Annotated in this window: 25 protein-coding genes and 1 pseudogene; 23 read left to right on the top strand and 3 right to left on the bottom strand. The window is 71.5% G+C overall.

Features of this window, described 5'->3' with window-relative positions:
- The first annotated feature begins 14 nt into the window (after positions 1-14).
- From OG522_RS07870 to OG522_RS07835, 8 genes are all read left to right on the top strand, one after another.
- A complete protein-coding gene (locus OG522_RS07870; RefSeq protein ID WP_329462224.1) occupies positions 15-1172 on the top strand; it encodes a lipid II:glycine glycyltransferase FemX in 1158 nt (385 codons plus the stop codon).
- Positions 1169-2833, top strand: coding sequence for a murein biosynthesis integral membrane protein MurJ (gene murJ, locus OG522_RS07865; RefSeq protein WP_329462223.1), 1665 nt, complete (start codon positions 1169-1171; stop codon positions 2831-2833). Before OG522_RS07870 ends, murJ begins: the two co-directional genes overlap by 4 nt.
- A gap of 22 nt (positions 2834-2855) precedes the next feature.
- Positions 2856-3545: a response regulator transcription factor gene (locus OG522_RS07860; protein ID WP_329462222.1), complete on the top strand. Its 690-nt coding sequence runs from the start codon at positions 2856-2858 to the stop codon at positions 3543-3545.
- Positions 3542-5008, top strand: coding sequence for a HAMP domain-containing sensor histidine kinase (locus OG522_RS07855; protein ID WP_329462221.1), 1467 nt, complete (start codon positions 3542-3544; stop codon positions 5006-5008). Before OG522_RS07860 ends, OG522_RS07855 begins: the two co-directional genes overlap by 4 nt.
- Positions 5005-5496: a hypothetical protein gene (locus OG522_RS07850; protein ID WP_329462220.1), complete on the top strand. Its 492-nt coding sequence runs from the start codon at positions 5005-5007 to the stop codon at positions 5494-5496. The genes OG522_RS07855 and OG522_RS07850 overlap by 4 nt, the downstream gene beginning before the upstream one ends.
- Before the next feature lie 232 nt (positions 5497-5728).
- On the top strand, positions 5729-6331 hold the full coding sequence (locus OG522_RS07845; RefSeq protein WP_329462219.1) for a hypothetical protein: 603 nt from the start codon (positions 5729-5731) through the stop codon (positions 6329-6331).
- A 121-nt stretch (positions 6332-6452) separates the two neighbouring features.
- Positions 6453-7226 (top strand): alpha/beta fold hydrolase, encoded by a 774-nt coding sequence (locus OG522_RS07840; protein WP_329462218.1) that lies wholly within the window; start codon positions 6453-6455, stop codon positions 7224-7226.
- A 38-nt stretch (positions 7227-7264) separates the two neighbouring features.
- A complete protein-coding gene (locus OG522_RS07835; protein ID WP_329462217.1) occupies positions 7265-8551 on the top strand; it encodes a cytochrome P450 in 1287 nt (428 codons plus the stop codon).
- Here OG522_RS07835 and OG522_RS07830 read toward each other — a convergent pair.
- On the bottom strand, positions 8548-9291 hold the full coding sequence (locus OG522_RS07830) for a hypothetical protein (RefSeq protein WP_329462216.1): 744 nt from the start codon (positions 9289-9291) through the stop codon (positions 8548-8550). The two genes, OG522_RS07835 and OG522_RS07830, sit on opposite strands and share 4 nt — an antisense overlap.
- Before the next feature lie 105 nt (positions 9292-9396).
- On the opposite strand from OG522_RS07830, the gene ggt reads away from it, so the two are divergent.
- Positions 9397-11211, top strand: a complete 1815-nt coding sequence (gene ggt / locus OG522_RS07825) for a gamma-glutamyltransferase (RefSeq protein ID WP_329462215.1) — start codon at positions 9397-9399, stop codon at positions 11209-11211.
- A 153-nt stretch (positions 11212-11364) separates the two neighbouring features.
- Positions 11365-12069: a glycoside hydrolase family 75 protein gene (locus tag OG522_RS07820; RefSeq protein WP_329462214.1), complete on the top strand. Its 705-nt coding sequence runs from the start codon at positions 11365-11367 to the stop codon at positions 12067-12069.
- A 66-nt stretch (positions 12070-12135) separates the two neighbouring features.
- Here the strand turns inward: OG522_RS07820 and OG522_RS07815 are convergent.
- Positions 12136-12573 (bottom strand): annotated as a pseudogene (locus OG522_RS07815) (steroid 3-ketoacyl-CoA thiolase); the annotation flags it as partial.
- Between OG522_RS07815 and OG522_RS07810 the strand changes: the two are divergent.
- From OG522_RS07810 to OG522_RS07775, 8 genes are all read left to right on the top strand, one after another.
- Positions 12542-13033 (top strand): winged helix-turn-helix transcriptional regulator, encoded by a 492-nt coding sequence (locus OG522_RS07810; RefSeq protein WP_329462213.1) that lies wholly within the window; start codon positions 12542-12544, stop codon positions 13031-13033. The pseudogene OG522_RS07815 and the gene OG522_RS07810 sit on opposite strands and share 32 nt — an antisense overlap.
- A gap of 148 nt (positions 13034-13181) precedes the next feature.
- On the top strand, positions 13182-13442 hold the full coding sequence (locus OG522_RS07805) for a helix-turn-helix domain-containing protein (protein WP_329462212.1): 261 nt from the start codon (positions 13182-13184) through the stop codon (positions 13440-13442).
- 181 nt (positions 13443-13623) lie between these two features.
- A complete protein-coding gene (locus OG522_RS07800) occupies positions 13624-14121 on the top strand; it encodes an HAD family hydrolase (protein WP_329462211.1) in 498 nt (165 codons plus the stop codon).
- Between the two features lie 222 nt (positions 14122-14343).
- On the top strand, positions 14344-15186 hold the full coding sequence (locus OG522_RS07795; RefSeq protein ID WP_329462210.1) for a nitrilase-related carbon-nitrogen hydrolase: 843 nt from the start codon (positions 14344-14346) through the stop codon (positions 15184-15186).
- Positions 15183-16466, top strand: a complete 1284-nt coding sequence (locus OG522_RS07790; protein ID WP_329462209.1) for an aspartate aminotransferase family protein — start codon at positions 15183-15185, stop codon at positions 16464-16466. Before OG522_RS07795 ends, OG522_RS07790 begins: the two co-directional genes overlap by 4 nt.
- Positions 16467-16531: 65 nt before the next feature.
- Positions 16532-17935, top strand: coding sequence for a dihydropyrimidinase (gene hydA, locus OG522_RS07785; RefSeq protein WP_329462208.1), 1404 nt, complete (start codon positions 16532-16534; stop codon positions 17933-17935).
- Between the two features lie 12 nt (positions 17936-17947).
- Entirely contained in the window at positions 17948-18946 is a 999-nt protein-coding gene (locus OG522_RS07780) for a TIGR03842 family LLM class F420-dependent oxidoreductase (protein ID WP_329462207.1), read from the top strand.
- 71 nt (positions 18947-19017) lie between these two features.
- The gene (locus OG522_RS07775; protein WP_329462206.1) at positions 19018-20544 is read left to right on the top strand and encodes an NCS1 family nucleobase:cation symporter-1; all 1527 of its coding nucleotides are present in this window, start codon (positions 19018-19020) and stop codon (positions 20542-20544) included.
- A gap of 40 nt (positions 20545-20584) precedes the next feature.
- Here OG522_RS07775 and OG522_RS07770 read toward each other — a convergent pair whose 3' ends face one another.
- The gene (locus OG522_RS07770; protein ID WP_329462205.1) at positions 20585-21640 is read right to left on the bottom strand and encodes a lipoate--protein ligase family protein; all 1056 of its coding nucleotides are present in this window, start codon (positions 21638-21640) and stop codon (positions 20585-20587) included.
- 191 nt (positions 21641-21831) lie between these two features.
- On the opposite strand from OG522_RS07770, the gene OG522_RS07765 reads away from it, so the two are divergent.
- The 5 genes from OG522_RS07765 to OG522_RS07745 all read left to right on the top strand — a co-directional run bounded on the left by OG522_RS07765 (position 21832) and on the right by OG522_RS07745 (position 26849).
- Entirely contained in the window at positions 21832-22659 is an 828-nt protein-coding gene (locus tag OG522_RS07765) for an inositol monophosphatase family protein (protein ID WP_329462204.1), read from the top strand.
- Between the two features lie 120 nt (positions 22660-22779).
- Positions 22780-24204: a phytoene desaturase family protein gene (locus OG522_RS07760; RefSeq protein WP_329462203.1), complete on the top strand. Its 1425-nt coding sequence runs from the start codon at positions 22780-22782 to the stop codon at positions 24202-24204.
- The gene (locus OG522_RS07755; RefSeq protein ID WP_329462202.1) at positions 24201-24728 is read left to right on the top strand and encodes an O-acetyl-ADP-ribose deacetylase; all 528 of its coding nucleotides are present in this window, start codon (positions 24201-24203) and stop codon (positions 24726-24728) included. Before OG522_RS07760 ends, OG522_RS07755 begins: the two co-directional genes overlap by 4 nt.
- Before the next feature lie 138 nt (positions 24729-24866).
- Complete coding sequence (locus tag OG522_RS07750) at positions 24867-26336, top strand: AlkA N-terminal domain-containing protein (RefSeq protein WP_329467515.1); 1470 nt, start codon at positions 24867-24869, stop codon at positions 26334-26336.
- A gap of 12 nt (positions 26337-26348) precedes the next feature.
- Positions 26349-26849, top strand: coding sequence for a methylated-DNA--[protein]-cysteine S-methyltransferase (locus OG522_RS07745; protein ID WP_329462201.1), 501 nt, complete (start codon positions 26349-26351; stop codon positions 26847-26849).
- The last annotated feature ends 63 nt before the right edge of the window (positions 26850-26912 follow it).

Below are 26912 nucleotides of genomic sequence, written 5' to 3'. Positions count from 1 at the left end.
GGGAGGCCACGGACGTGTCCGCACTGCTGGTGACCGGTGACCGCGACCAGGATGCCGGAGTACGCTCCCTCGGCATCCCCGAGTACCGCTCCTTTCTCGCGCGCCGCGGCGACGCGAGTTTCCTGCAATACCCGGCGTGGGCCGACGTGAAGGACCAATGGTTCGCGGAAAGGGTCGGATGGTCCCTTGACAACGATGAATTGGCTGGTGTCGCCCAGGTGCTCTACCGGCAATTCCCGGGCACCCGGAAATACTTCGCCTATCTTCCGGAAGGCCCGGTGGCCGACTGGGCCGACCCGGGAATCGACCGCTGGCTCGGCCCGTTGCTGCGTCATCTCAGACGGGCGGGCGCCTTCGCCGTACGGATCGGACCCGGCCCCGCCTACCGGCGCTGGGACGCCGCCCGGCTGAAGGCGGCCACGGGAGCGGGCCGCAGGATCGGCGACGTACTGGCCACCGAGGTCGACCCGCTCGGCTCGGCCGTCGCCGAACGGCTGCGAGCGCGCGGCTGGAAGCGCTGCGGCGGCGACGAAGGCGACGCGGACGCCCAGCCCCGCTACGTCTTCCGGCTGCCGCTGGGCGGCCGCACCACGGACGAGCTGTGGCGCGGGCTCAACCAGGAGTGGCGGCGCAACGTCCGCACCGCCCGCAAGGCCGGGGTGCGGGTCCTGGCCGGTGGCCCCGAGGACCTCCCCGAGTTCTACCGGCTGCTCGGAATAACCGAGAAGCGCGACGGATTCCGGCTCGGCCGCTCCCTCGCGTACTACCGGCGCCAGTACGAAGCCCTCAACGCCGAACAGCCCGGCCGGATGCGGCTCTACCTCGCCGTCCACCAGGGCGAGCTGCTGGCCGCGCACACCATGATCACGGCGGGGAAGCGGGTCTGGTACCAGACCGGAGCCTCCGCCGACCACCGCCGCGAGGTCCGCCCCAGCAACGCGCTCCAGTGGCAGATGATCCAGGACGCCCATGCGCTGGGCGCCGAGGTGTACGACATGCGCGGGGTACCCTCCACACTTGATCCGCGGGACCGGCCCTTCGGACTGCTGCGCTGGAAGCTCGGCACCGGCGGCCAGGTCGTCGAGACGCTGGGGGAGTGGGAGACATCCATGGGCGGCACCGCCAACAACACGCTGTACCGCGCCTTCCAGGCCTACTTGGCCCGCCGGTGACGGCGACGGTGACCGCCGCCGAGGCGGAGCGCGCCGGCGGCCGGAGCTCGGGGCTGCTGCGCAGCAGCGCGCTGATGGCGGCGGGCTCCGTCGTCTCGCGCGCGACCGGCTTCGTACGCTCCGCGGTGATCGCGGCGGCCCTCGGTGTGGGCCTGCTCGGCGACGGCTACGCGGTCGCCAACAACGTGCCCAATATCCTCTACATGCTCCTCATCGGCGGCACCCTCAACGCGGTGTTCGTGCCCGAGCTGGTGCGCGCCGCCAAGGAGCACGCCGACGGGGGCGCCGCCTACACCGACCGGCTGATGACCGCCTGCGCCACCGCGCTGGTCGTGGTCACCGCCGTCGCCGTGTTCGCCGCGCCCTTGATCGTCGGCGCCTACACCGACTACACCGGCGCCCAGGCCGACCTCACGATCGCGCTGGCCCGCTACTGCCTGCCGCAGATCTTCTTCTACGGCCTGTTCACCCTGTTCGGCCAGGTCCTCAACGCGCGCGGCCGGTTCGGCGCCATGATGTGGACCCCGGTGCTCAACAACCTCGTCGTCATCGGGGTGTTCGGGCTCTACTTGGCGCTGGCCTCGGGCAGCGGCGGCACGCTGGACGCCACCGACACCCGGTTGCTCGGCTACGGCACCACCGCGGGCATCGTCGTCCAGGCCCTGGCCCTGGTCCCCTCGCTGCGCTCGGCCGGGTTCCGCTGGCGGCCCCGGTTCGACTGGCGCGGCAGCGGTCTCGGCCGGCCGCTGAGATCGGCGGGCTGGGCGGTGCTGCTGGTCGTCTCCAACCAACTCGCGTACTGGGTGGTGACCCGGCTCTCCACCACTGCCGGCACCGAGGCCGTGCGCGACGGCGTTGTCGGGGGCGCGGGATACACCCCGTACACCAATGCGTACGTGCTCTGGATGGTTCCACATGGCATCGTCACCGTGTCCCTGGTCACCGCGCTGATGCCGCGGATGAGCCGGGCGTCGGCGGACGGCGACCTCGCGGCGGTCCGGCGTGACCTCTCCTACGCGCTGCGGACCTGCGCCGCGGTGATCGTCCCCGCGGCCTGCGCGCTGTTGGCGCTCGCGCCCTGGATCCTGGGGTCGGTCTTCGAGTACGGAAGGACGGGCGCCGCCGACATCACGGTGATGGCAGGGATGCTGATGGCCTTCGCACCCGGCCTGATCGCGCTGTCCGGGCAGTACGTCCTGTCGCGCGGCTTCTACGCGCTCGGCGACACCCGCACCCCGTTCCTGCTCAACCTCGTCATCGCCGGGGCGAACGCCGCGCTCACCGCCGTCGCCTACCTCGTGCTGCCCGCCCGCTGGGCGGTGACCGGGATCGCCGGAGCCTACTCGGTGGCGCTCTTCGCCGGGCTCACGGCCACCGCGTACACCCTCAACCGCAGGCTCGGCGGGGGCCCGCTCCTTCGTTCCCCGGCGCTGCTCGCTCAGCTGCGGCTGGTGCTCGCGGGCGTGCCCGCGGCGGCGCTCGCCCGCGCGGCGGCCCGCGCGGCCGACCCCCTCGGCAACGTCGCGGCGGCCGCAGCGGGCGCGGCCGTCCTCGTCGCCGTCCTCGCCCTGCTCGCCCGGCCGCTCGGCCTCAGCGACATCACCGCCGTGCTCGACAAGGCGCGCGGCTCCCGGCGCCGGGGCCGCCACCGGGACCACTGAGACCCTGGGGATACTGACACCTATGCCACGCGTGCTCCTCATAGAAGACGACCCCTCCGTGCGCGAAGGGGTCGAACTCGGGCTGCGCCGGCGCGGCCACGAGGTGCGGGCGGCCGAGAGCGGTGAGGCGGGGCTCGCCTCGCTCAAGGCCTTCCAGCCCGAACTGGTGCTGCTCGACCTGATGCTGCCCGGCATGAACGGCGTCCAGGTCTGCCGCCGTATACGCGAGACCAGCCAGCTGCCGATCATCATGCTCACCGCCCGCGGCGACGACTTCGACGTGGTGGTGGGCCTCGAAGCCGGCGCCGACGACTACATAGTCAAGCCCGCCCGCACCGAGGTCATCGAGGCGCGGATCCGGGCCGTGCTGCGCCGTCTCGCCGACCCCGGCGCCCGCCCCGGCCCGGAGTTCCACGGCGAACTCGCCCTGGACCGGGCCGGGCTCACCGCCGCCCGCAACGGCGAGCGGCTGCCGCTGGCCCCCTCCGAACTGAAACTCCTGCTCCACCTCGCCGCCTCGCCCGAGCAGGTCTTCAGCCGCCAGCAGCTCCTGGAATCGGTGTGGGAGCACAGCTACCACGGTGATGCCCGACTGGTCGACGCCTGCGTCCGGCGGCTGCGCCAGAAGCTCGGCGACACCGATGGCCCCGACGGCGCCCCCCGCTACATCCAGACCGTGCGCGGCTTCGGCTACCGCTTCGGGCCGCTGTGAGGTTCCCGGCGCGCCGCAACCTGCGCCTGGGACTGCGCGGCCGGCTGATCGCCGCCTTCCTTCTGGTGGCCGCGATCAGCGCGCTCACCACCGCCGCCCTCACCTACCAGTCGGCCCGCTCGGCCATCCTCAAGCAGGCCCAGGACCAGGCCGTCGACCAGTTCCGCGAGCAGATAGCCAACCAGTTCTTCGCGTTGCCACCCTCCACCACGGCGATGAAGACCATCTGCCAGGAACTGGCCGGGGCGGGCAAACCGCGCCCCTGGATCGTGTTCGCCGAGTACGGCAGCCTGCGCGCGTCCTCCACCTCCCGGCCCGTCTCCACCGTGATCACCGACGAGCTGCGCAGGCAGACCCACGCGAACGCGCACGGCTCGTTCCAGCGTGTCGTCCAGGACGGCACCCCGTACCTGACCATCGGCATGCCGGTGATGTTCGACCGCAGCGGCGGTCAGCAGCGCAGCGGGCTCTACCTGTACGCCGTGATGGACCTCAAGACGGAGAGCATCACCATCCAGGCCATGGTCTCGGCGGCCAAGAACGGCGCGCTGCCCGCCCTCGCCGTCGCCGTGGTGCCCGCGCTGCTCGCCGCGCGCAGCGTGCTGCGTCCGGTGCGTGATCTGCGCCGGGCCGCCAGCAGTATGGGCAAGGGCAGGCTCGACACCCGTATCGAGGTGAAGGGCTCCGACGAACTCGCCGATCTGGCCTGGACGTTCAACGAGTCCGCGGAGGAACTGGAGCGCTCGGTCGAGGAGCTTCAGAAGGCCGAGGCGCGGGCCAGGCGCTTCGCCTCCGACGTCTCGCACGAGCTGCGCACCCCGCTGGCGGGCATGCTCGCCGTGACCGAAGTGCTCGACGAGGACGCCGACGGGCTCGACCCCGACACAGCGCGCGCCGTCCGCCTCATCTCCGCCGAGACCGGCAAACTCGCCACGCTCGTCGAGGACTTGATGGAGATCTCCCGCTTCGACGCGAAGGCCGCCGAGCTCAACGCCGACGAGGTCGACATCGCCGAGACGATCCGCAAGACCCTCCAGCACCGGCACTGGCAGGACCGCGTCGCCACCGAACTCCCGGACGGAGTACGGGCGATGATCGATCCCCGGCGCTTCGACATCGTGGTGGCGAACCTCGTCGGCAACGCGCTGCGGCACGGCGCGGACCCGGTGACCGTACGGCTGCGTCCCGGCTCGGGCGACGGTCCGCTGGTGGTGGAGGTCGCCGACCGCGGGCCCGGCATCGACCCGGCCGTGCTGCCGCACATCTTCGACCGCTTCTTCAAGGCGGACGCGGCCCGTACCCGCTCGGCGGGCAGCGGCCTCGGCCTCGCGATCACCCTGGAGAACGTACGGCTGCACGGCGGCACGGTGAGCGCGGCGAACGGGCCGGACGGCGGCGCCGTCTTCAGGGTCGAGCTGCCCACCGGACTTCTTACGGCCGCACCCGTGGCGGCGGCGCGATGAGGCCCAGGACCATCCGGCCCCGTGCGCTGGCCGCGCTCGCCCTGCTTCCGGCCGGACTCCTCGCGGGTGGCTGCGGCATCCAGTCCACCGACGTCATCGCGGTGGGCGGGCCCGCGAGCGCGCAGGCGCTGCCACCCCGCGTGGACTCCACCGTGCTCTACTTCGTGGGCCCCGACGGGCTGATGCCGGTGGTCCGGCCCGGCGTCCGGCCGTCCCTTCCGCTGCTCTTCGCGGGCCCGGACAAGAACGAGAAGGCGGCCGGGATGCGCACCGAACTGCCCCCGGTCCAGGGCGGGTTGAAGATGAGCCTGGCCGATGGCATGGTGACGGTCGGGCTCGGCCAGGACGTCTCGGGGCTCACTCCGCTCGCCCAGCGGCAGATCGCCTGCACCGTCGTGCAGGCGGTGGCGCGGGGCGGGACCGTGCGGGTCACGATCCTCGGCACCGGAGCCCCGAGCTCCCTCAGCCCGCTCGGCTGCGAGACCTGAGAGGGCGCCGGATCCGAGAGGGCGCCCGATCCGAGAAGGTGGCGGATTCGAGAGGGCGGCGGATTCGAGAACGCGCCCGATTCGAGAACGCGCCCGATCCGGGAGGGCGGCGGATTCGAGAAGGTGGAACGCCCGGAAAGTGCCGAAATGATCCCCGGGCTATTGACTTCAATTCAGTAAACCCATGGGTAACACTCTGGCGTCCGGGCCGCCGACGGACCAAGCTCTGCGTGTGGAGAATTCAGCCAGCGCAACGCAGCCCGGGGCCGCCCCGGTCGTCCTGCGGCTGCGGCGCACCCTGATCTGGGTCCCGCTCGCCGCCATCGCCGTGGCCGTGATCTGGTGCATCGCCGCCGCCTCCGTCTTCGACGGCCCGAACGGCGGCTTCGCGGGCCCCGTGATGGCCGTGTCAGGCGCGGCCGTCCTGGCCGCCGCGGCCACCTTCGCGGGCTACCTGGTGCGCCCGCTGCGCCTGGAGGTGGACGCCGACGCGCTGACCGTGCGGCTGCCGACCTGGCTGGCCGGCCGCATCGACTGGGACGAGGTCGTCGCGGTGTCCGCGGTCGCCGTGCGCACCGGCGCCACGGTGCGCCGCTTCCTCGTCGTGGACCTGCGCTCTCCCTCGCTTCCCTACATCAGCCGCCCGAGGTCGATGTACCGCCGGCTGGCGCCGGTCCTCGGCCGCGCGACCGGGGCGCACGGGCTGTGCTTCGAGGAGCAGATCTTCGATTTCGACGCGGCCGGCGTGCTCGATCCCGTACGGCGGTTCGCGCCCGGTGAGGTCACCGTCGAGAATCGCACGGTGCAACCGGCCGAGAGCCCCTGGGAGTTCTGACCGGCTTCTTGCCTCGCGCCGGGGCGACCGCCACCGTGTACGCGTACGTCTCGCGCGCCGACAGCTCCACTTCGCGAGGCCGTGCCCGTATGACGACCGCTGCCCGGAATCGGAGTGCACCATGGCCGGATTCACCCTGCCCCACACCCTCCACGGCGACGGCCCGCACCGGGTCGTCGCCGTACACGGTTGGCTGGCCGACCGCGGCGCCTACGCGCCCGTGCTGCCCGACCTCGACCCGGCCGCCTTCACCTACGCCTTCGTCGACCTGCGCGGCTACGGCGAGGCCAGGGACGCCCACGGGGCGTTCACCACCAGCGAGGGCGCGGCCGACCTCCTCGCGCTCACCGACCGGCTCGACTGGCACCGCTTCTCGCTGATCGGGCACTCGATGGGCGGCTCCGTCGTCCAGCGCGTGCTGGCCGCCGCCCCCAACCGGGTGCGGCGCATGGTCGGCATATCGCCGGTCCCGGCGAGTGGCATGCCGATGGACGAGGCGACCCGCGAGCTGTTCACGGCCGCCGCCGAGGACCGCGCCAAACGGCGGGCCATCATCGACTTCACCACCGGCGGCAACCGGCCCGACGCCTGGCTCGACCGGATGACCCGGCGCTCCGTCGAGCGTAGCGACCCCAAAGCCTTCCGCGCCTGGCTCGACTCCTGGGCCGGCGAGGACTTCCACGAGGAGACCGAGGGCTCGCCGATACCCGCCCTCGCGGTGTGCGGAGCGCTCGATCCGGCGATCAACGCCCGCTTTCTGCACGACAGTTGGCTGCGCTGGTACCCGGCGGGGCAACTGGTCGAACTGCCCCTCGCCGGCCACTACGCCATGGACGAGGCCCCGCTCGACCTGATCCGCACCGTCGAGGACTTCCTGCGGGCGGACAGTGTCTGAGCGCGCTCCCCGTGGCCGAGCCGAGCGGCGGGGGTCCCATGGCTGACCCGGGCGACGGTGTCCCCGACGTCTTCGATCCCCGCCGCTACGCGGCCGGACCGCCGTACGCCGCCTACCGCGAGCTGCGCGATCACCACCCGGTCGCCCGCCAGGCCGAGCCCGAGGTGCTGGGCTGGCCGGCCGGGCCCGGCTTCTGGGCGGTCACCCGGCACGCGGACGTCGTACGGGTCCTGAAGGAGAGCGGCACCTTCTCCTCGGCGCTCGGCGCCACCCAGATCCGCGACCCCGCCCCGGCCGACCTGCCGTTCATCCGCCGCATGATGCTCAACCAGGACCCCGGTCCGGGCTCCCGGCGCCGTTCGGGCGGGGGAGGAGCCCCCCATGACCACGGCACGCTGCGCCGCCTGGTGAGCCGCGCTTTCACGCCGGGCCGCATCGAGCGTTTCGAGGCGCTGGTGCGCGAGCGGGCCCGCGCGCTGCTGAGCGGGGCCCGCGACGGCGCCGAGGACGGCGTGTTCGACCTGGTGGCCGACGTCACCGACGACTACGCGCTGCTCAACCTCACCGATCTGCTCGGGGTGCCGCCGGGCGACCGGGGGCTGCTCCTTGAGTGGACCGAGCGGGTCATCGCCTACCAGGACCCGGACGAGTCGCCCGTGCTCGGCCCGGACGGGCGACCGGTCAACCCGCGCTCGCCCGCGATGCTGGCGGAGATGTTCGCGTACGCTCAGCAGCTCGCGGCGTACAAGCGCGAGCGGCCCGGTGACGACGTCATGACCTCGCTCGCCCACTCGGAGCTCGCCGACGCCGAGCTGGAGATGTTCTTCTTCCTGCTGACGGTCGCGGGCAACGACACGGTGCGCAGCGCGGCGCCGGGAGGATTCCTCGCTCTCGCCGAACACCCTGATCAGCAAGCGGTATTGATGAATCGTCAGGTAGTGGTGGACACCGCCGTTGAGGAGCTACTGCGCTGGCATCCGCCCGTGCTGAGCTTCCGGCGCACCGCGGCGTGCGACACCGCCATCGCCGGACAGGCCGTCGCCGCCGGGGACAAGGTCGTCGTTTTCCACGCCTCGGCCAACCGCGACGAGCGGGTCTTCGCCGACCCTGACCGCCTGGACCTCGGCCGCGCGCCGAACCCGCACGTCTCCTTCGGTGACGGTCCGCACGTCTGCCTCGGCGCGCACTTCGCGCGGCTGCAACTGAGGGTGCTGCACGAGGAGGCGCTGCGCATCCTGCCCCGAACCGAACTGGCCGCACCGCCCCGCCGGCTCGTCTCCAACTTCATCAACGGCGTCAAGTCCCTGCCGCTGAGCATGAGTTAGCCGGTCGCCCGGTGCGAGGTGCGGATCGCCGGAGCCGGTTCCTGGGCGGCCCGGGTCACATCGGCGACGAGCTCCACCACATCGGGCCCGTACGCATGGGAGTTGACGACCTTCAGGAGCAGGCAGAACGAACGGTGGCCGTGCTTGCGGGCGAGCTTGTCGGCATTGCGGGCGAGATAGCGGGTGGCGGCCTGGTTGGTGATGGCGCGCTGGCCGCAGAAGAGGAACACCGGCCGGGCGTCCTGGCCGGCCGTGATCCGGGCCAGGATCACGTACTCGGTGACGCCTTGCTCCATGCGGTAGCGCTCCGAGCCGATCTGGAACGACTGGCGGTCGGGCCCCGGATCGGCGTCCACGTTGATCTTCACGCCGGGCAGCAGGGAGCCGAGGTGCGCCCCGGTCCGGCGATTCGAATACGGGCCCCCGAGGCAGAACTCGGTGCGCTCCCCGAAGCCCTGCTGCGCCAGGTCGCCCTGAATGATCTGGGCGTGCGCCCCGCAGTCCTTGATGAGGGAGGCGAGTTCGAGGAGGGCGAACACGTCGAAGCGGTGCACCGCGCCGTCGTGCCCCGCGTCGCGGTTGACGACCAGCAGGCACTCGGAGTTGTCGGGCAGCCCGAAGAAGGCTTGCCTGCGGCGGAGCTTCCGCTTCCAGAGGTAGGTGCGGGTCAGCCAGCCGAGCGCGGCGCTGATGCCCGCCGCCACTACCCCAAGGACGATGTTGCGTACGTCGTCGTTCATGGGCGGGCATGCTAGCGGGAGTTCGTCCCCCTGTTCGAGCGCGGTCCTGACGTGGCCCCTGCGGCGGCGTTACGCTGCGCGGACGTTCGCCTTCGGGAGGTATGTATGCGTCGCCCCGCTGCTCGGAGTCTGTCCCTGCTCGCCGTCGCCGCCGCCGTGGCCGCCTCGGTGGCCGCCGCTCCGCCCACGACGGCCGCGCCGCCCGCCCGGACCCCGGCGAAGGTGCCCGAGGCGGTCGGCTACGGGGGAGTGGTGTCGAGTGTCGACGCCGACGCGTCTGCGGCCGGCCTTGAGGTCCTGAAGAACGGCGGCAACGCGGTGGACGCGGCCGTCGCCACCGCCGCGGCGCTCGGCGTCACCGAGCCGTACTCCTCGGGCATCGGTGGTGGCGGCTACTTCGTCTACTACGACGCGGCGAGCCGCTCCGTGCACACCGTCGACGGCCGGGAAACCGCCCCCGCTTCCGCGACGTCGTCGCTCTTCCTGGAGAACGGGCAGCCGCTGCCGTTCGCGGACGCGGTGACCAGCGGGCTGAGCGTCGGCACTCCCGGCACCCCCGCCACCTGGGACAAGGCGCTCGACAGCTGGGGCAGCAAGTCGCTGCGCACGCTCCTGAAGCCCGCGGAGCGGATCGCGCGCGACGGCTTCACCGTCGACGCCACCTTCCGCCAGCAGACCGCGGCCAACCAGGCCCGGTTCGCCGACTTCCCCGACACGGCCCGGCTGTTCCTGCCGAACGGGCAGCTCCCGGCGGTCGGATCCACCTTCAAGAACCCCGATCTGGCGCGCACCTACGAGGAGTTGGGCCGCAAGGGCGTCGACGCGGTCTACCGGGGCGACCTCGGCGAGGACATCGTGCGGACCGTCCGCAAACCGCCGGTCGATCCCAAGGCGAACCGCAAGGTACGCAGCGGCGACCTGACCGAGAAGGACCTGCGCGGCTACGCGGCGAAGTTCCGGGCCCCCAGCAAGGTCGACTACCGGGGCCTGGACGTCTACGGCATGGCGCCGTCGTCGTCGGGCGGCACCTCGGTCGGTGAGGCGCTCAACATCCTGGAGCACACCGACCTCTCCAAGGCCTCGGACGTCCAGTACCTCCACCACTACATCGAGGCGAGCCGGATCGCGTTCGCGGACCGGGGCCGCTGGGTGGGCGACCCGTCCTTCGAGAACGTGCCCACCAAGGAACTGCTGTCCCAGCGGTTCGCCGACTCGCGGGCCTGCCTGATCAAGGACAACGCGGTCCTCACCAGTCCGCTCGCGCCCGGCGACCCCCGCCATCCCACGGCGTGCGGAACGTCGGGCGCCGCGGCCCCGACCACGTACGAGGGTGAGAACACCACGCACCTGACGGTCGCCGACAAGTGGGGCAACATCGTCGCGTACACGCTCACCATCGAACAGACCGGCGGTAGCGGCATCACCGTGCCAGGCCGGGGCTTCCTGCTCAACAACGAGCTGACCGACTTCTCCTTCGCCCCCGCGAGCCCCGCCGTCCACGACCCGAACCTGCCGGGCCCGGGGAAGCGGCCGCGCTCCTCCATCTCGCCGACGATCGTCCTCGACCAGCACGGCAGGCCGGTGCTCGCGCTCGGCTCGCCGGGCGGCGCGACCATCATCACCACCGTCCTGCAAACGCTCATCAACCACCTCGACCGGGGCATGCCGCTGGTCGACGCGATCGCCGCGCCGCGTGCCAGCCAGCGCAACGCGGCGAAGACCGAACTCGAACCCGCCCTCTACGGCAGTCCGCTGCGCGCCCAGTTGGAGGCGCTGGGGCACTCGTTCTCGCTGAACCCGGAGATCGGCGCGGCGACCGGGGTGCAGCGCCTGCCCGACGGACGCTGGCTGGCCGCGGCCGAGAAGGTGCGGCGCGGCGGCGGCTCGGCGATGGTGGTCCATCCGAGTGGAAAGCAGTAGCCCCGGCCGACGTTGCCGGTGAGGCCCGTGGCCCCGTCCTGAACGGACGGGAGCCACGGGCCTCTTGGCACGGGCGCGGATTGTCGCGGGCATGACGAGGCAGCGGAATGTCACGCAACGGGTAAGGAACATTTCCCGACAGAAAGGCTCCCGTTGCGTACAAGAACGTTCGCCTTCGCCGCCGCCTCCGGTGCCGCCCTGCTCGCCGTGGCGGCGCTCCCCGCCACCGCGCGGGACGCCCGTCGTTCGGTGGCGCCCGCTCTGTCAGCGGAGGGCCCGGTCAGTGCGGCCGACCTCCTGGGCAAGGTGGAAGGCTGTTCTCAGATCTCACAGGGCAAGTACCGCACGGACGCCCAGGCCGCGGCGACCGTTCCGGTCTGCGGCAAGAACGGCGCCGTCTTCTGGAAGGCGGATCTGGACATCGTCTGCGACGGCCGGACCAGCCGGGCCTGCAACAGGAAGACGGACCCCTGGTTCCAGCCCGACACCAGCTTCCACCAGTCCGACGACCAACCGCTGAGCGCGGAGAAGTTGCCCTTCGTGGTGGTGCCGAGCCCCGGCCCCATCTGGAACTACGCTTCGTCCGGCATCAAGGGCGGCTCGGTGGCCGCCGTCATCTACCGCAACAAGGTCGTGTACGCGGTCGTCGGCGACACCGGGCCGAGCGGGATCACAGGAGAGGCCTCGTATGCCACCGCCAAGGCACTTGGCATGGATCCCGACCCGAAGACGGGCGGAGCCGATTCCGGCGTGACGTACATCCTGTTCAAGGGCTCCGAGGTCCATCCGATCGAGAGCCATGGCGCGGCGGTGAGGCTGGGCAACCGACTGGCCCGGCGGTTCGTGGCGAACAACTAGCAATCGGGCGGGTGGTGACCGTGCCCGGCCGCCGCTCCGCGCGAGGCGGCCGGAACCGGTGTGTCGTCAAACGGCCTCCAGGATCGTGGCGTTGGCGAGCCCGCCCGCCTCGCACATCGTCTGGAGCGCATAGCGGGCCCCGCGTACGCGCATGGCGTGGACCAGGGTCGTCATCAGCCGCGTGCCGCTCGCGCCGAGGGGATGGCCGAGCGCGATCGCGCCGCCGTGCACGTTCACCTTCGCCGGGTCGGCGCCGGTCTCCTGCTGCCAGGCGAGGACCACGCTCGCGAACGCCTCGTTGACCTCGAAGAGGTCGATGTCGCCGAGGCTCAGTCCCGCTCTGCGCAGCACCCGCTCGGTCGCCGGGATGACCCCGGTCAGCATCAGGACCGGGCCGGAACCGGTCACCGCGAAGCTGTGCAGCCGGGCGAGCGGGCGCAGTCCGAGGCGGGCCGCCGTCTCGCTGGAGGTGATGAGGACCGCGGAGGCGCCGTCGCGCCTCGGGGGCCCTCGGGGCAAGAACCCGCGCCCGTGCTCGATCGCCGACGCCCTCTCGGTGGTCGGCGAGAAGTACTCCCTGCTCGTCCTGCGCGAGGTCTTCTTCGGTGTCCACCGCTTCGACGCGATCGCCCGCAACACCGGCGCCCCGCGCGACATCCTGACCACCCGACTGCGCGGCCTGGTCGACGCGGGCGTCCTGGAGCGCACCCTCTACAGCGAACGCCCGCCCCGCTACGAGTACCGCGCGACCCCGGCCGGCCGGGAGCTGCGTCCGGTCCTGCTGATGTCGATGAACTGGGGCGACCGTCACCTGGCCGAGGTGCCGCCGACGGTGTGGCGCCACAAGTGCGGCGCCGACCTCGACCCGGCGGTGACGTGCCGCGACTGCGGCGAGGAGGTCCACCGCAGGGACGTGACCGTACGGTTCGAGGTGGCGGGGTGGTCGGAGCACGGGCCCGAGTGAGTTCGGAAGCCCGCTGAGCCGCGACCCTGCGCGGGCGCGGGGAACTGCGCGACCAGCCACGGACGGCTCGCGACTGGTGGACCTCATGTATGCCCGGCGTCCCTTGGTGATCAGGGAGCCACTGGACGCCGGGTCTAGAATCGCCCCCATGGTCCGCACCCCCCTCACCCCCGAAGAGCGTGAACGCGGCGAGCGGCTCGGCCGGTTGCTCCGCTCGGCGCGAGGCGACCGCAGCATGACGCAGATCGCTCTGGCGGCGGGCCTGTCCGCCGAGACCCTCCGCAAGATCGAGACGGGCCGCGCCCCGACCCCCGCGTTCTTCACGGTGTCGGCGCTGGCCGCCGTCCTCGGCCTGTCGATGGACGCGATCGCGGCCGCCTGCGAGCCGCCGCCCGCGGTCGCCGCGTGAGCCGCGGCCGGACTTCCTCTTCCTCGCCCGGCAGACGCTGACGTACACCCAGAACCCCTGAGCCGTGCCGCGCGCCCGGTTCATCGGGACCTACGGCGCGCACCACATGTTTCCGGACGTTCAACAGAACGTTGAATACTTTGGGTTGGGCTGAGCGGGCGGTTGGGCATGGTCCGTATCAATGGACATGAACACCCGCAACCAGCCCGGGGCCCGCGCCCAGCGGCCGTCCGCCGCTGCCTTCTTCGACGTCGAGGGGACGCTGCTCGCCGCGAGCGACCTCGCCGCCGTCGCCGAGCCGCTCGGCCTCCTGTGGCACCCGCCTGTCCTCGCGGCGCTCCACGAGCACGCCGCCCGTGGGCACCTCGTCGTGCTGGTCTCCGGCGCGAGCGCCGCCGAACTCGAACCGGTCGCCCGCCACCTCGGCCCCGACGCCGTGCTCTGCTCCCGGCCGCGGGCCCCCATGCGCGGCCAGGGCAAGGCCTACGCGGCCCGCGACCTGCTGCGCTCGCACGGCATCCTGGCCGCGCGCTCCTACGCCTACGCGGACGAGGCGGCGGACCTGCCGCTGCTCGCCGAGGTCGGACACCCCGTGGTGGTCGGCGACGACCCGGTGCTGCTCCGCCACGCCCGCCGGGGCAACTGGAACCACCTCCCGGCCCCCGCCCCGCGCCGGTGACGAGGCTCCAGCTGCCCCGGGCGCGTACGAACGCCGCCTGAAGCCGGGCGCGCCGATCCGCCGTCGAGCCCACCGCGCCCGGCTGACCTGTGGCGGGGGGAATTAGCCTCGCCGAAACCGCGATGGTCTTGCCACGGTGCGTGACGCGCCTTACGGTCTCATCCACACGCGGATCTACGCGTGTGGATTTGGCTGGCTGACGACCCGTCGAAGGAGCAGCTCATGGCCAATGTCGTGCGCGCCGCACTGGTTCAGGCGACCTGGACCGGCGACACCGAATCCATGATCGCCAAGCATGAGGAGCACGCCCGGGAAGCCGCCCGGCAGGGGGCGAAGATCATCGGCTTCCAGGAGGTCTTCAACGCCCCCTACTTCTGCCAGGTGCAGGAGGCCGAGCACTACCGCTGGGCCGAACCCGTCCCGGACGGCCCCACCGTCACCCGGATGCAGGAACTCGCCCGCGAGACCGGCATGGTCATCGTGGTCCCCGTCTTCGAGATCGAGGGGGAGGGCTTCTACTACAACACCGCGGCCGTCATCGACGCCGACGGCAGCTACCTCGGCAAATACCGCAAGCACCACATCCCCCAGGTCAAGGGCTTCTGGGAGAAGTACTACTTCAAGCCGGGCAACCTCGGCTGGCCCGTCTTCGACACGGCCGTCGGCAAGGTCGGCGTCTACATCTGCTACGACCGCCACTTCCCCGAGGGGTGGCGCCAACTCGGCCTCAACGGAGCCCAGTTGGTCTACAACCCGTCGGCCACCTCGCGCGGCCTCTCCGGATACCTCTGGCAGTTGGAACAACCCGCATCCGCCGTCGCCAACGAGTACTTCATCGCGGCCATCAACCGCGTCGGCCGCGAGGAGTACGGCGACAACGACTTCTACGGAACCAGCTACTTCGTGGACCCGCGCGGCCAGTTCGTCGGCGAGACCGCCAGCGACAAGGAGGAGGAACTCCTCGTCAGGGACCTCGACTTCGGCCTCATCGAGGAAGTGCGCCAGCAGTGGGCCTTCTACCGCGACCGCCGTCCCGACGCCTACGAAGGCCTGGTGAAGCCGTGACCCGCCACCTCCACGACCGCCACAAGGCCGTCCTGCCCGACTGGCTCGCGCTCTACTACAGGCAGCCCATCGAGATCACCCACGGCGAGGGCCGCCACGTCTGGGACGCCGACGGCAACAAGTACCTCGACTTCTTCGGCGGCATCCTCACCACGATGACCGCCCACGCCCTGCCCGAGGTCACCAAGGCCGTCGCCGAGCAGGCCGGCCGGATCATCCATTCCTCGACGCTCTACCTCGACCGCCCGATGATCGAACTGGCCGAGCGGGTGGCCCAGTTGTCCGGCATCCCCGACGCCCGGGTCTTCTTCACCACCTCCGGCACCGAGGCCAACGACACCGCTCTGCTGCTCGCCACCGCGTACCGGCGTTCCAACCAGATCCTCGCGATGCGCAACAGCTACCACGGCCGCTCCTTCAGCGCCGTGGGCATCACCGGCAACCACGGCTGGTCGCCCACCAGCCTCTCGCCCCTCCAGACGCTGTACGTGCACGGCGGCGTCCGCGCCCGCGGCCCCTACGCCCACCTCAGCGACAGCCAGTTCATCAAGGCCTGCGTCGCCGACCTCGAAGACCTCCTCGGCCAGACCCGCGGCGCGGCCGCGCTGATCGCCGAACCCATCCAGGGCGTCGGCGGGTTCACCTCGCCGCCCGACGGCCTGTACGCCGCGTTCCGCGAGGTCCTGGACCGGCACGGCATCCTGTGGATCAGCGACGAGGTGCAGACCGGCTGGGGCCGCACCGGCGACCACTTCTGGGGCTGGCAGGCGCACGCCCAGAGCGGCCCGCCGGACCTCCTCACCTTCGCCAAGGGCATCGGCAACGGCATGTCCATCGGTGGTGTCGTGGCCCGCGCCGAGGTCATGAACTGCCTTGACTCCAACTCCATTTCGACCTTCGGCGGCTCCCCGGTCACCATGGCCGCAGGCCTCGCCAACCTCACCTACCTCCTCGAACACGACCTCCAGGGCAACGCCCGCCGCGTCGGCGGACTGCTCATCGAGCGGCTGCGCGCCATCGCCGCCCAGCTCCCGGTCGTCCGCGAAGTACGCGGCCGGGGTCTGATGGCCGGCATCGAACTGGTCGAGCCCGGCACCGACAAGGCCAATCCGGAAGCGGCGGCCGCGGTGCTCGAAGCGGCTCGTGAAGGCGGCCTCCTCATCGGCAAGGGCGGCGGCCACGACACCAGCGTGCTGCGCATCGCCCCGCCGCTCACCCTCACCGTCGCGGAGGCCGAGGAAGGCGCGGCGATCCTCGAACGCGCCCTGCACGCCGTGTAGTTCACGTAGCGCTTCGAGCATTTCAAGTACGTGTACGTGTACGTGTATGAAAGGGAGCTCCACCCATGAGTACCCGCACCCTCGTCCGCGGCGGACTCGTCATCACCGCCACCGACGAGATGCATGCCGATGTACTGATCGAGGACGGCCGGATCGCGGCCCTGGCGGCGCACGCCTCGGCCGTCTCGGAGAGCTGGACCGCGGACCGTGTCATAGACGCCACCGACAAGTACGTCATCCCGGGCGGCGTCGACGCCCACACCCACATGGAACTGCCCTTCGGCGGCACCTCCGCCTCCGACACCTTCGAGACCGGCACCCGGGCCGCGGCCTGGGGCGGCACCACCACCATCGTCGACTTCGCCGTCCAGTCACAGGGCCAGTCCCTGCGGGCCGGGCTCGACGCCTGGTACGCCAAGGCCGACGGCAACTGTGCCATCGACTACGCCTTCCACATGATCCTCTCCGACGTCAACGAGTCCTCCCTGAAGGAGATGGACCTGCTGGTCGAGGAGGGCATCACCTCCTTCAAGCTCTTCATGGCGTACCCCGGCGTCTTCTACAGCGACGACGGACAGATCCTGCGCGCGATGCAGCGCTCCGCCGACAACGGCGGGCTGATCATGATGCACGCCGAGAACGGCATCGCCATCGACGTCCTGGTCGAGCAGGCGCTGGCCCGCGGCGACACCGATCCCCGATACCACGGCGAGGTGCGCAAGGCTCTCCTGGAGGCCGAGGCCACCCACCGGGCGATCCAGCTCGCCCGGGTCGCCGGAGCCCCGCTGTACGTCGTGCACGTATCGGCCGAAGAGGCCCTGGCCGAACTCGCCTCCGCCCGGGACAAGGGACTCCCGGTCTTCGGCGAGACCTGCCCGCAGTACCTGTTCCTGTCCACCGACAACCTCGCGGAGCCGGACTTCGAGGGCGCCAAGTACGTCTGCTCAACTCCCCTGCGTCCCAGGGAACATCAGGCGGCGCTCTGGCGCGGGCTGCGCACCAACGACCTCCAGGTGGTGTCCACCGACCACTGTCCGTTCTGTTTCACCGGGCAGAAGGAACTGGGCCGCGGCGACTTCTCCAAGATCCCCAACGGGCTGCCCGGCGTCGAGAACCGCATGGACCTCCTCCACCAGGCCGTCCTCGACGGGCACATCACGCGCCGCCGCTGGATCGAGATCGCCTGCGCGAGCCCGGCCCGGATGTTCGGGCTCTACCCGAAGAAGGGCACGATCGCCCCGGGCGCCGACGCCGACGTCGTCATCTACGACCCGCACGCGGAGCAGACCATCTCCGCCGAGACCCACCACATGAACGTGGACTACTCGGCGTACGAGGGCAGGCGGATCACCGGCCGGGTCGAGACGGTGCTGTCGCGGGGCGAACTCGTTGTCCACGAGCGGCAGTTCACCGGACGGGCCGGACACGGCAGCTATGTTCCGCGCGCCACCTGTCAGTACCTCGGCTAGGAGCACCACACCATGGACTTCGGACTCGTCCTGCAGACCGATCCGCCCGCCGCCCAGGTCGTCAGCCTGATGAAGCGGGCCGAGCGCAACGGCTTCCACTACGGCTGGACCTTCGACTCGGCCGTGCTGTGGCAGGAACCCTTCGTCATCTACAGCCAGATCCTGGCGAACACCCAGCGCCTCACCATCGGCCCCATGGTGACCAACCCGGGCACCCGTACCTGGGAGGTCACCGCCTCCACCTTCGCCACCCTCAACGACATGTACGGCAACCGGACCGTCTGCGGCATTGGGCGCGGCGACTCCGCGATGCGGGTGGCCGGACGCAAACCCAACACCCTGGCCCGGCTCGGCGAGGCCATCGGCGTCATCCGCGACCTCGCCGAGGGCCGCGAGGCCGAGGTCGACGGCCAGCGGCTGCGTCTGCCCTGGGTCAAGGACGGCAGGCTGCCCGTCTGGATGGCGGCGTACGGCCCGAAGGCGCTCGCCCTGGCGGGCGAGAAGGCCGACGGCTTCATCCTCCAGCTCGCCGACCCGTTCCTGACCGAATGGATGGTGAAGGCGGTGCGCAAGGCGGCCGCCGACGCCGGCCGAGACCCCGAGTCGATCACGATCTGCGTCGCCGCACCCGCCTACGTCGGCGACGACCTGGCCCACGCCCGCGAACAGTGCCGCTGGTTCGGCGGCATGGTCGGCAACCACGTGGCCGACCTGGTGGCCCGCTACGGCGAGCACTCCGGACTGGTCCCCGACGCACTCACCGAGTACATCAAGTCCCGTCAGGGCTACGACTACAGCCACCACGGCCGCACCGGGAACCCGGACACCGCCTTCGTGCCCGACGAGATCGTCGACCGCTTCTGCCTGCTCGGCCCGGCCGAGGCGCACATCGAGAAACTGAAGGCGCTGCGCGATCTGGGCGTCGACCAGTTCGCGGTGTACGCGATGCACGACGCCCGCGAGGCCGTCATCGACGCGTACGGCCGGAGCATCATCCCCGCCCTGCGCTGAGTTCCGCCAACTGCCGCACCCGCACGGCCCGTTCGCCTCCAACGGCGTTTCCCCGAACGAATGGCCTGCCCATGACCGACACCACCGCCATACCCACCGCCGCCGACGCCCCGGACGGCCGGTTCGCCAATGCGGACCTGCGACCGGTACCGCCCGGGGAGCGCCGGTGGACGACGTACAACTTCGCCGCCCTGTGGGTCGGCATGGCGCACAACATCCCCTCCTGGACGCTCGCTTCCGGTCTGGTCGCCCTCGGCATGGACTGGAAGCAGGCGGTCTTCACCATCGCGCTCGCCAACCTGATCGTCCTGGTCCCGATGCTCCTGACCGGGCACGCGGGCCCCAAATACGGCATCCCGTTCCCCGTGCTGGCCCGCGCCTCCTTCGGGCTGCGCGGCGCCAACCTGCCCGCGCTGATCCGCGCCGCCGTCGCCTGTTGCTGGTTCGGCATCCAGACCTGGATCGGCGGACAGGGCGTCTTCGTCCTGCTCGGCAAGATCTTCGGCGGCTGGAGCGAGGTGGCGCACATCGGCGGCCAGCCGTGGACGCTGTGGCTCTGCTTCCTGGCCTTCTGGGCGCTCGAACTGGCCCTGATCTACCGGGGAATGGACACCCTGCGCCGCTTCGAGAACTGGGCGGCACCCTTCGTCCTGGTCGGGGCGCTGGTGCTGCTGGTCTGGATCGCGCACAAGGCGGGCGGCTTCGGCCCGCTCCTGGACCAGCCCTCCCGGCACGGCTGGGGCCCGGACTTCTGGCCGGTCTTCTTCCCGTCCCTCATGGGCATGATCGGCTTCTGGGCCACGCTGTCGCTGAACATCCCGGACTTCACCCGCTTCGGCAAGGGCCAGCGCGCCCAGGTCTGGGGGCAGACGCTCGGACTGCCCACGACCATGACGGCGTTCGCGCTCCTGTCGGTCCTGGTCACGTCCGGTTCCCAGGCCGTGTACGGGACGCCGATCTGGAACCCGGTCGACCTGGTGGCCAAGACCGACAACGTCTTCGGCCTGCTCTTCGCGCTGGTCACCGTGCTGGTCGCCACGGTCTCCGTGAACGTGGCGGCGAACGTGGTCTCGCCCGCGTACGACCTCGCGAACCTCGCCCCCAAAACCATCAACTTCCGCAGGGGAGCGCTCCTCACGGGCGTGATCGGGGTCGTGATCCTCCCGTGGAAACTGACCTCCACTCCCGAGCTGTACATCTTCACCTGGCTCGGCGTCGTGGGCGGCCTGCTCGGCACGGTCGCCGGGATCCTGATCGCCGACTACTGGATCGTCCGGCGCACCGTCCTCGACGTCGCCGACCTCTACCGGCCGGGCGGCCGCTACTGGTACACGGCGGGCTGGAACTGGCGGGCGGTGGCCGCGTTCCTGGTGGGCGGTGTGCTGGCGGTGGGCGGCTCGTACTCCACCGTGGACGCCAAGGGAGCCAAGCTGGGCCCGTTCCCGACGGACGGCCTGATCCCCTTGCTGAAACCCCTCGCGGACTACGGCTGGGCGGTGGGCCTCGGTTCGGCGCTGGTGCTGTACGCCCTGCTGTCCGCCGGGACTCCCGACCGGCACCGTCAATCCGTGAGCCCCGCCTCCCAGCCCGGCGCGTAGGCGTCGACCGCCCGCGTCCCCCTGGCCCTCGCCGCCCGGATCACGGCACGCGCGCCGTCCACTCCTCGGTGGCGAACTTCGTTGCCGCCAACTCCTGGGCGCGGGCCAACTCCTGGTCCGTGACCCGGCCTTCGGTCAGACCGTACCGGGAGCGGAAGGACGCGACCATCCGCTCGATGACGGCCTCGCGCGGCAGACCGGTCTGCCGCCGCAGCGGGTCGACCCGCTTCTTCGCGCTCTTCGTGCCCTTGTCGGACAGCTTCTCCCGGCCGATGCGCAGCACGTCGAGCATCTTGTCCGCGTCGATGTCGTACGCCATCGTCACGTGGTGCAGCACCGCGCCGTCGTCGGCCACCACGCGCTTCTGCGCGGCGCCCGCGATCTTCCCGGCCTCGGTCGCGATGTCGTTGAGGGGCTGGTACCAGGCCTTGACGCCCATGTCACCGAGCGCGCCGAGCACCCAGTCGTCCAGATAGGCGTAGCTGTCCGCGAAGGACAGGCCCTGAACCAGGGCGTCGGGCACGGACAGCGAGTACGTGATCGTGTTGCCCGGCTCGATGAACATGGCGCCGCCGCCGCTGATCCGCCGCACCACCGTGATGCCGTGGCGTTCGGCGCCCGCCGGGTCGACCTCGTTGCGCAGCGACTGGAAGCTGCCGATGACAACGGCGGGGGCGCCCCACTCCCACACGCGCAGGGTGGGCGGGCGGCGGCCCGATGCGACCTCGGCGGTGATGACCTCGTCAAGTGCCATGTGGAGCGCGGGGGATTGCGGGGCCTCGTGGATGAGCTGCCAGTCGTAGTCGTTCCAGTCGGTGGCGTGGGCGAGGGCCCGGCGTACGGCGACCGCGACGCCCTCCGACGTCAGGCCGTACATGGTGGTGCCCGGTGGCAGAGCGGCATCGATGCGGGCCGCGAGGGCCGCCGCGTCGGTGTCGGCCGGTGCGCCCTCCAGGGACCGGTTGATCGCCAGGATCGCCTCGTCGGGCTCAAGGAAGAAGTCGCCCGCGACCGCCACGTCCCGCAGGACTCCGTCGCGGGTGTCCAGATCGACCACGACGAGCTTGCCGCCGGGGACCTTGTATTCGCCGTGCACCGGTTTGCCTCCATCTGTTCCGAGCGGGCTCAACGGTAATGGGGCGCGTCGTATTCCGGCCCCGGGCGCCGGAGCACGGGCCCGGACGCACCGGCGGTCTGCGCGGCCCGTTCACCTCGAAGTCCTGTGGTGTTGGCCGGTTCGTCGGATGGGGCTCGCCGATTGTCAGTGCCGCGTGCTTTGCTGGACACATGATCGACGAAGGCTTTCTCACCGGTGGTACGGCAGCGGTCGAAGAGGCGGTCCGCAAGGCGGCCGCCGTCGAGATCATGCCGCGCTTCCGGCAGCTCGCTTCGCACGAGGTGCTTGAGAAGAACGGCCCGCACGACCTCGTGACGGTCGCCGACCGGCTCGCGGAAGAGCATCTGACCGCCGCGCTCACGGCGATACTTCCCGGCTCGGTGGTGGTCGGCGAGGAGGCCGTGCACGCCGACCCGGCGGTGTACGAGGCGCTGCTGGGCGACGCGCCGGTGTGGATCGTCGACCCGGTGGACGGCACCCGCCAGTTCGTCCACGGCGAAGCCGGATTCTGCACCCTGGTCGCGCTCGCCCACCAAGGCGAACTGCTGGCCTCCTGGACGTACGCGCCGGCGCTTGACGAGATGGCCGTCGCCGTCCGGGGTCGCGGCGCCACCGTCAACGGCGAGCCGCTGCACGCGGGTTCGCCCGCGCCCGGCGCGGTCATCGAGGTCGCCACCTCCCACCCGGACTACACGACCCCCGAGCAGAAGCGGGCCCTGCTCGGCCTGCGCACCGACGGCGTTCAGCCCCGCCCGTGCGGCTCGGCCGGTCTCGAATACCTCGCGATAGCCCGCGGCGAGCTGGACGCCCTCGCGTTCTCCTGGGAGTACGCCTGGGACCACGCGGCGGGCCTGCTCCTGGTGATTGAGGCGGGCGGCGCCCAGACCACGATCACCGGCGAGCCGTTCCGGATCACCGGGGGCAACGCGCTCCCGTTCACCGCGGCCCGCGACGCGGCGACCGCGGAGCTGGTGCGCGGGCTGCTCGCGGGGGAGTGAGCGGGGTACCTCGGGGCTGGACTTTCGGCGAGTTCACCGGCCGGACGGCACCCCGGGCCGGATTGTCGGTGCGCCGGAATATCCTGGGGGTCCTGGCCGGTGTGGCGTGAGGAGTCCGAGGTGCCGTCGATGATCGATGCCGTCGTCGTGGGGGCGGGGCCCAATGGACTGACCGCCGCGGTCGAACTGGCCAGGAGGGGCCTGCGCGTTGAGGTCTTCGAGGCCAAGGACACCGTGGGCGGCGGGGCGAGAACCGAAGAGCTCACCCTGCCCGGCTTCCGCCACGATCCGTGCTCCGCCGTCCACCCCCTGGGCATCGGCTCGCCCGCCTTCCGGAACATGCCGCTCGACCGGTACGGCCTTGAATGGCTGCACCCGGAGCTGCCGATGGCGCACCCCTTCGACGACGGTACGGCCGCCGTGCTGTCCCGCTCGGTCTCCGAGACCGCCGCGTCCTTCGGACCGCGCGACGCCGGTACCTACCGCCGGCTGCTCGCACCCTTCCTCGGCAAGTGGGACGTCCTGGCGCGGGACTTCATGTCGCTGCCGCTGACCGCGCTGCCGCGTGACCCCGTTGGGCTCGCCCGGTTCGGGACCGTCGGGCTGCCGCCGTACAGCTGGCTGATGCGGCGCTTCAAGGACGACCGGGCGCGCGCCCTGATGGCCGGACTCGTCGCCCATGTCATCGCCCCGCTGGGCGGTCTGGCCACCGGCGGCGTCGGCATGCTCTTCGCGCTGGCCGCGCACGAGAACGGCTGGCCGCTGCCGCGCGGCGGCTCCCAGTCGATCTCCGACGCCCTCGCCGCGTATCTGCGCGACCTGGGCGGCGTGATCAACACCGGCTTCGAGGTCAAGCGCCTCGATGACCTGCCGCCAGCCCGCGCCTACGTCTTCGACACCTCGCCCACCGCGCTCGCCCGGATCGCGGGCCTGGGCAGGGCGTACGAGCACTACAAGTACGGCGCCGCCGTCTTCAAGATCGATTACGCCCTGGACGGACCCGTTCCGTGGACGGCGAAGGAAGCCCGGCTCGCCGGTACCGTCCAGATCGGTCCCTCCAGCCGCGACATCGGCACCGCTCTGAACCAGGCCTCCGGCGGCACGGCCCCCCAGACGCCCTTCCTGATCACCGCCCAGCCCAGCCTGGTCGACCCGTCCCGCGCGCCCGAGGGCAAGCACGTGTTCTGGGCCTACGGGCACGTCCCCAACGGATGGGAGGGCGACCTCACAGACGCCATGGAGCGGCAGATCGAGCGGTTCGCACCCGGCTTCCGCGACCGCGTCCTGGCCCGCGCGACCGCCGGTCCGCCCCAGCTCGCCGCGCGCAACGCCAACTACGTCGGCGGCGACATCGCCTGCGGCGCGGCCCGCGGCCTCCAGCTGCTGCTCCGCCCGAAGATCTCCCTGTTCCCGTACACGACACGGCACCCGTCGGTGTTCCTGTGCTCATCGGCCGCGTGGCCGGGCCCCGGCGTGCACGGAATGTCCGGCCACAACGCGGCGAAGGCCGTGTGGCGCGGCCTGCGGAAGGCCGATCAGCGATGAGTTCCCCCCACGCGGACATCGTGCTGGTGCGCGGCGACATCACCGAGCAGTCCGTGGACGTCATCGTCAACGCCGCCAATTCGTCGCTGCTGGGCGGCGGCGGGGTCGACGGCGCGATCCACCGGCGCGGCGGCCCCGCCATCCTCGACGACTGCCGCAGGCTGCGCGCCTCGCGGTACGGCAAGGGACTGCCGACCGGCCGGGCGGTCGCCACCACGGCCGGGCTGCTCGACGCCCGCCATGTGATCCACACCGTCGGCCCGGTCTGGTCGAAGGACGAGGACCGCACCGTGCTGCTCGCCTCCTGCTACCGGGAGTCCCTCACGCTCGCGCGGGAGCTGGGTGCGACGACCATCGCCTTCCCCGCGATCTCGACCGGCATCTTCGGGTGGCCCATCGACAGCGGGGCGCGGATCGCGATCCAAGCCGCCCGCGAGCACGGCGGCCCGCCGCTCACGGAAATCCGCTTCGTCCTGTTCGACGAAACGGCATACCAGGCCTTCGCGCGGGCCCTGGACGACTGAGTCCCGGGCCGGGCAAGACCGAGGAACCCCTGGCCCCGAGGAACCCCTGGCCCCGCAAGGTCGATGTCGGATTCTCGCCAGCCGAGGCGGGCGTCCGTGCCCGATGCTTGACGCATGCACCCCGCCGCTGCCGCCCCGATGCACACCGACACCGAGCGTTGCGTACGCGCGGTCCAGTCCAAGGACGCGCGTTTCGACGGCTGGTTCTTCACGGCCGTCCTGACCACCCGCATCTACTGCCGCCCCAGCTGCCCGGTCGTGCCGCCGAAGGTCGAGAACATGACCTTCTACCCGAGCGCGGCCGCCTGCCAGCAGGCCGGATTCCGGGCCTGCAAGCGCTGCCGCCCCGACACCACGCCCGGCTCGCCCGAGTGGAACGCCCGCGCCGACACGGTCGCCCGCGCCATGCGCCTCATCCGGGACGGAGTCGTCGACCGCGACGGTGTGCCCGGCCTCGCCTCCCGCCTCGGCTACAGCGCCCGCCAGATCGAACGCCAGCTGCTCGCCGAGCTCGGCGCCGGACCCCTCGCCCTGGCCAGGGCGCAGCGCGCGCAGACCGCCCGGCTGCTCATCGAGACCACCCCGCTGCCCATGGCCGAGGTCGCCTTCGCCGCCGGGTTCTCCTCGATCCGCACCTTCAACGACACCGTCCGCGAAGTTTTCGCGCTCGCCCCGACCGAGCTGCGCGCCCGTGCCGCCCGGGGCATCGCCCACCAGACGCCGGGCGCCATCACCCTGCGGCTGCCCTTCCGGGCCCCGCTCACCCCCGACAACCTCTTCGGCCACCTCGCCGCTACCGGTGTTCCCGGTGTCGAGGAGTGGCGCGACGGCTCGTTTCGCCGGACCCTCTCCCTGCCCCACGGCCACGGCATCGCCGAACTCACCCCGCAGCCCGAGCACATCGGATGCGTACTGCGCCTCACCGATCTGCGTGACCTCACCATCGCCATCAGCCGCTGCCGCTGGATGCTCGACCTCGACGCCGACCCGGTGGCCGTGGACGACCGGCTGCGCGCCGATCCGCTGTTCGCGCCGCTGGTCGACAAGGCACCGGGCCGCCGGGTGCCGCGCACGGTGGACGCCGCCGAGTTCGCGGTGCGGGCGGTGCTCGGCCAGCAGGTCTCGACGGCCGCCGCCCGCACCCACGCCGCCCGGCTGGTCGTCGCGCACGGCCAGGCGGTCGATGACCCGGCGGGCGGGCTCACCCACCTCTTCCCCGCCCCCGCCCAGCTCGCCGAGATCGACCCGGCGCGGCTCGCGCTGCCGCGCAGCCGCCGCACCACGCTCACCACGCTGATCGCGGCCCTCGCCGACGGCACGCTGAAGCTCGGCCTCGACAGCGACTGGAACCTGGCGCGGGCCCAGCTCATGGACATGCCCGGCTTCGGCCCCTGGACCGTCGAGGTGATCGCGATGCGGGCGCTCGGCGACCCGGACGCCTTCCTGCCCTCCGACCTCGGCATGCGCCGGGCGGCCGGGAACCTCGGACTGCCCTCCACCCCCGCAGCGCTCACCGCGCGCGCCGCCGCTTGGCGACCCTGGCGCGCCTACGCAGTCCAGTACCTCTGGGCGACCGAGGACCATGCCATCAACCGCCTTCCTGCATAAGGGAGTTCAGTCATGACCAGCATCACCCACACGGTCGTCGACAGCCCGTACGGTCCGCTCACCCTCGTCGCCAGCGACGGCGTCCTCAGCCGTCTCCACATGGTCGGCCAGCGCCACCGTCCGTCCGACGAGACCTTCGGCGAACCCGATACCGAAGGTCCCTTCCCGGAAGTCGTCCGACAGCTTCGGGCGTACTTCGCCGGTGAACTCACGGAATTCACACTGGACTTGGACCTCCGGGGCACCCCGTTCCAGCAGCGCGTCTGGGAGCGGCTCCAGCAGATCCCGTACGGCGAGACCCGCTCCTACAGCGAGCTCGCCGAGGCCCTCGGCAACCCGAACGCCTCCCGCGCGGTGGGCCTGGCCAACGGCAAGAACCCGGTCGGCATCATCGTGCCCTGCCACCGCGTCATCGGCGCCAACGGCAGCCTCACCGGCTACGGCGGTGGCCTGGACCGCAAGCAGCGGCTGCTGGCGTTCGAGCGGGGAGAAACGGAGGACGCGCTCTTCTGAAATCCGGGTCCCGCGCGGCGTGGCCGGGTCCCGCGCGGTGCGGGCCCCGAGCCTCAGCCGTCA

Source organism: Streptomyces sp. NBC_01431 (assembly GCF_036231355.1).
Taxonomy (GTDB): domain Bacteria; phylum Actinomycetota; class Actinomycetes; order Streptomycetales; family Streptomycetaceae; genus Streptomyces.
Note: the sequence above shows the minus strand (reverse complement) of the source record. Positions and strands in the feature narration are given on the sequence as shown.

What these genes read in the sequence shown, in the direction of transcription:
- OG522_RS07780 (WP_329462207.1), top strand. Translation starts at nt 17,948, where the DNA reads ATGGACTTCGGACTCGTCCTGCAGACCGATCCGCCCGCCGCCCAGGTC.
- OG522_RS07840 (WP_329462218.1), top strand. Translation starts at nt 6,453, where the DNA reads ATGGCCGGATTCACCCTGCCCCACACCCTCCACGGCGACGGCCCGCAC.
- OG522_RS07775 (WP_329462206.1), top strand. Translation starts at nt 19,018, where the DNA reads ATGACCGACACCACCGCCATACCCACCGCCGCCGACGCCCCGGACGGC.
- OG522_RS07745 (WP_329462201.1), top strand. Translation starts at nt 26,349, where the DNA reads ATGACCAGCATCACCCACACGGTCGTCGACAGCCCGTACGGTCCGCTC.
- OG522_RS07765 (WP_329462204.1), top strand. Translation starts at nt 21,832, where the DNA reads ATGATCGACGAAGGCTTTCTCACCGGTGGTACGGCAGCGGTCGAAGAG.
- ggt (WP_329462215.1), top strand. Translation starts at nt 9,397, where the DNA reads ATGCGTCGCCCCGCTGCTCGGAGTCTGTCCCTGCTCGCCGTCGCCGCC.
- OG522_RS07805 (WP_329462212.1), top strand. Translation starts at nt 13,182, where the DNA reads ATGGTCCGCACCCCCCTCACCCCCGAAGAGCGTGAACGCGGCGAGCGG.
- OG522_RS07835 (WP_329462217.1), top strand. Translation starts at nt 7,265, where the DNA reads ATGGCTGACCCGGGCGACGGTGTCCCCGACGTCTTCGATCCCCGCCGC.
- OG522_RS07860 (WP_329462222.1), top strand. Translation starts at nt 2,856, where the DNA reads ATGCCACGCGTGCTCCTCATAGAAGACGACCCCTCCGTGCGCGAAGGG.
- hydA (WP_329462208.1), top strand. Translation starts at nt 16,532, where the DNA reads ATGAGTACCCGCACCCTCGTCCGCGGCGGACTCGTCATCACCGCCACC.
- OG522_RS07810 (WP_329462213.1), top strand. Translation starts at nt 12,542, where the DNA reads ATGAGGACCGCGGAGGCGCCGTCGCGCCTCGGGGGCCCTCGGGGCAAG.
- OG522_RS07795 (WP_329462210.1), top strand. Translation starts at nt 14,344, where the DNA reads ATGGCCAATGTCGTGCGCGCCGCACTGGTTCAGGCGACCTGGACCGGC.
- OG522_RS07800 (WP_329462211.1), top strand. Translation starts at nt 13,624, where the DNA reads ATGGACATGAACACCCGCAACCAGCCCGGGGCCCGCGCCCAGCGGCCG.
- OG522_RS07750 (WP_329467515.1), top strand. Translation starts at nt 24,867, where the DNA reads ATGCACACCGACACCGAGCGTTGCGTACGCGCGGTCCAGTCCAAGGAC.
- OG522_RS07830 (WP_329462216.1), bottom strand. Translation starts at nt 9,291, where the DNA reads ATGAACGACGACGTACGCAACATCGTCCTTGGGGTAGTGGCGGCGGGC.
- OG522_RS07850 (WP_329462220.1), top strand. Translation starts at nt 5,005, where the DNA reads ATGAGGCCCAGGACCATCCGGCCCCGTGCGCTGGCCGCGCTCGCCCTG.
- OG522_RS07755 (WP_329462202.1), top strand. Translation starts at nt 24,201, where the DNA reads ATGAGTTCCCCCCACGCGGACATCGTGCTGGTGCGCGGCGACATCACC.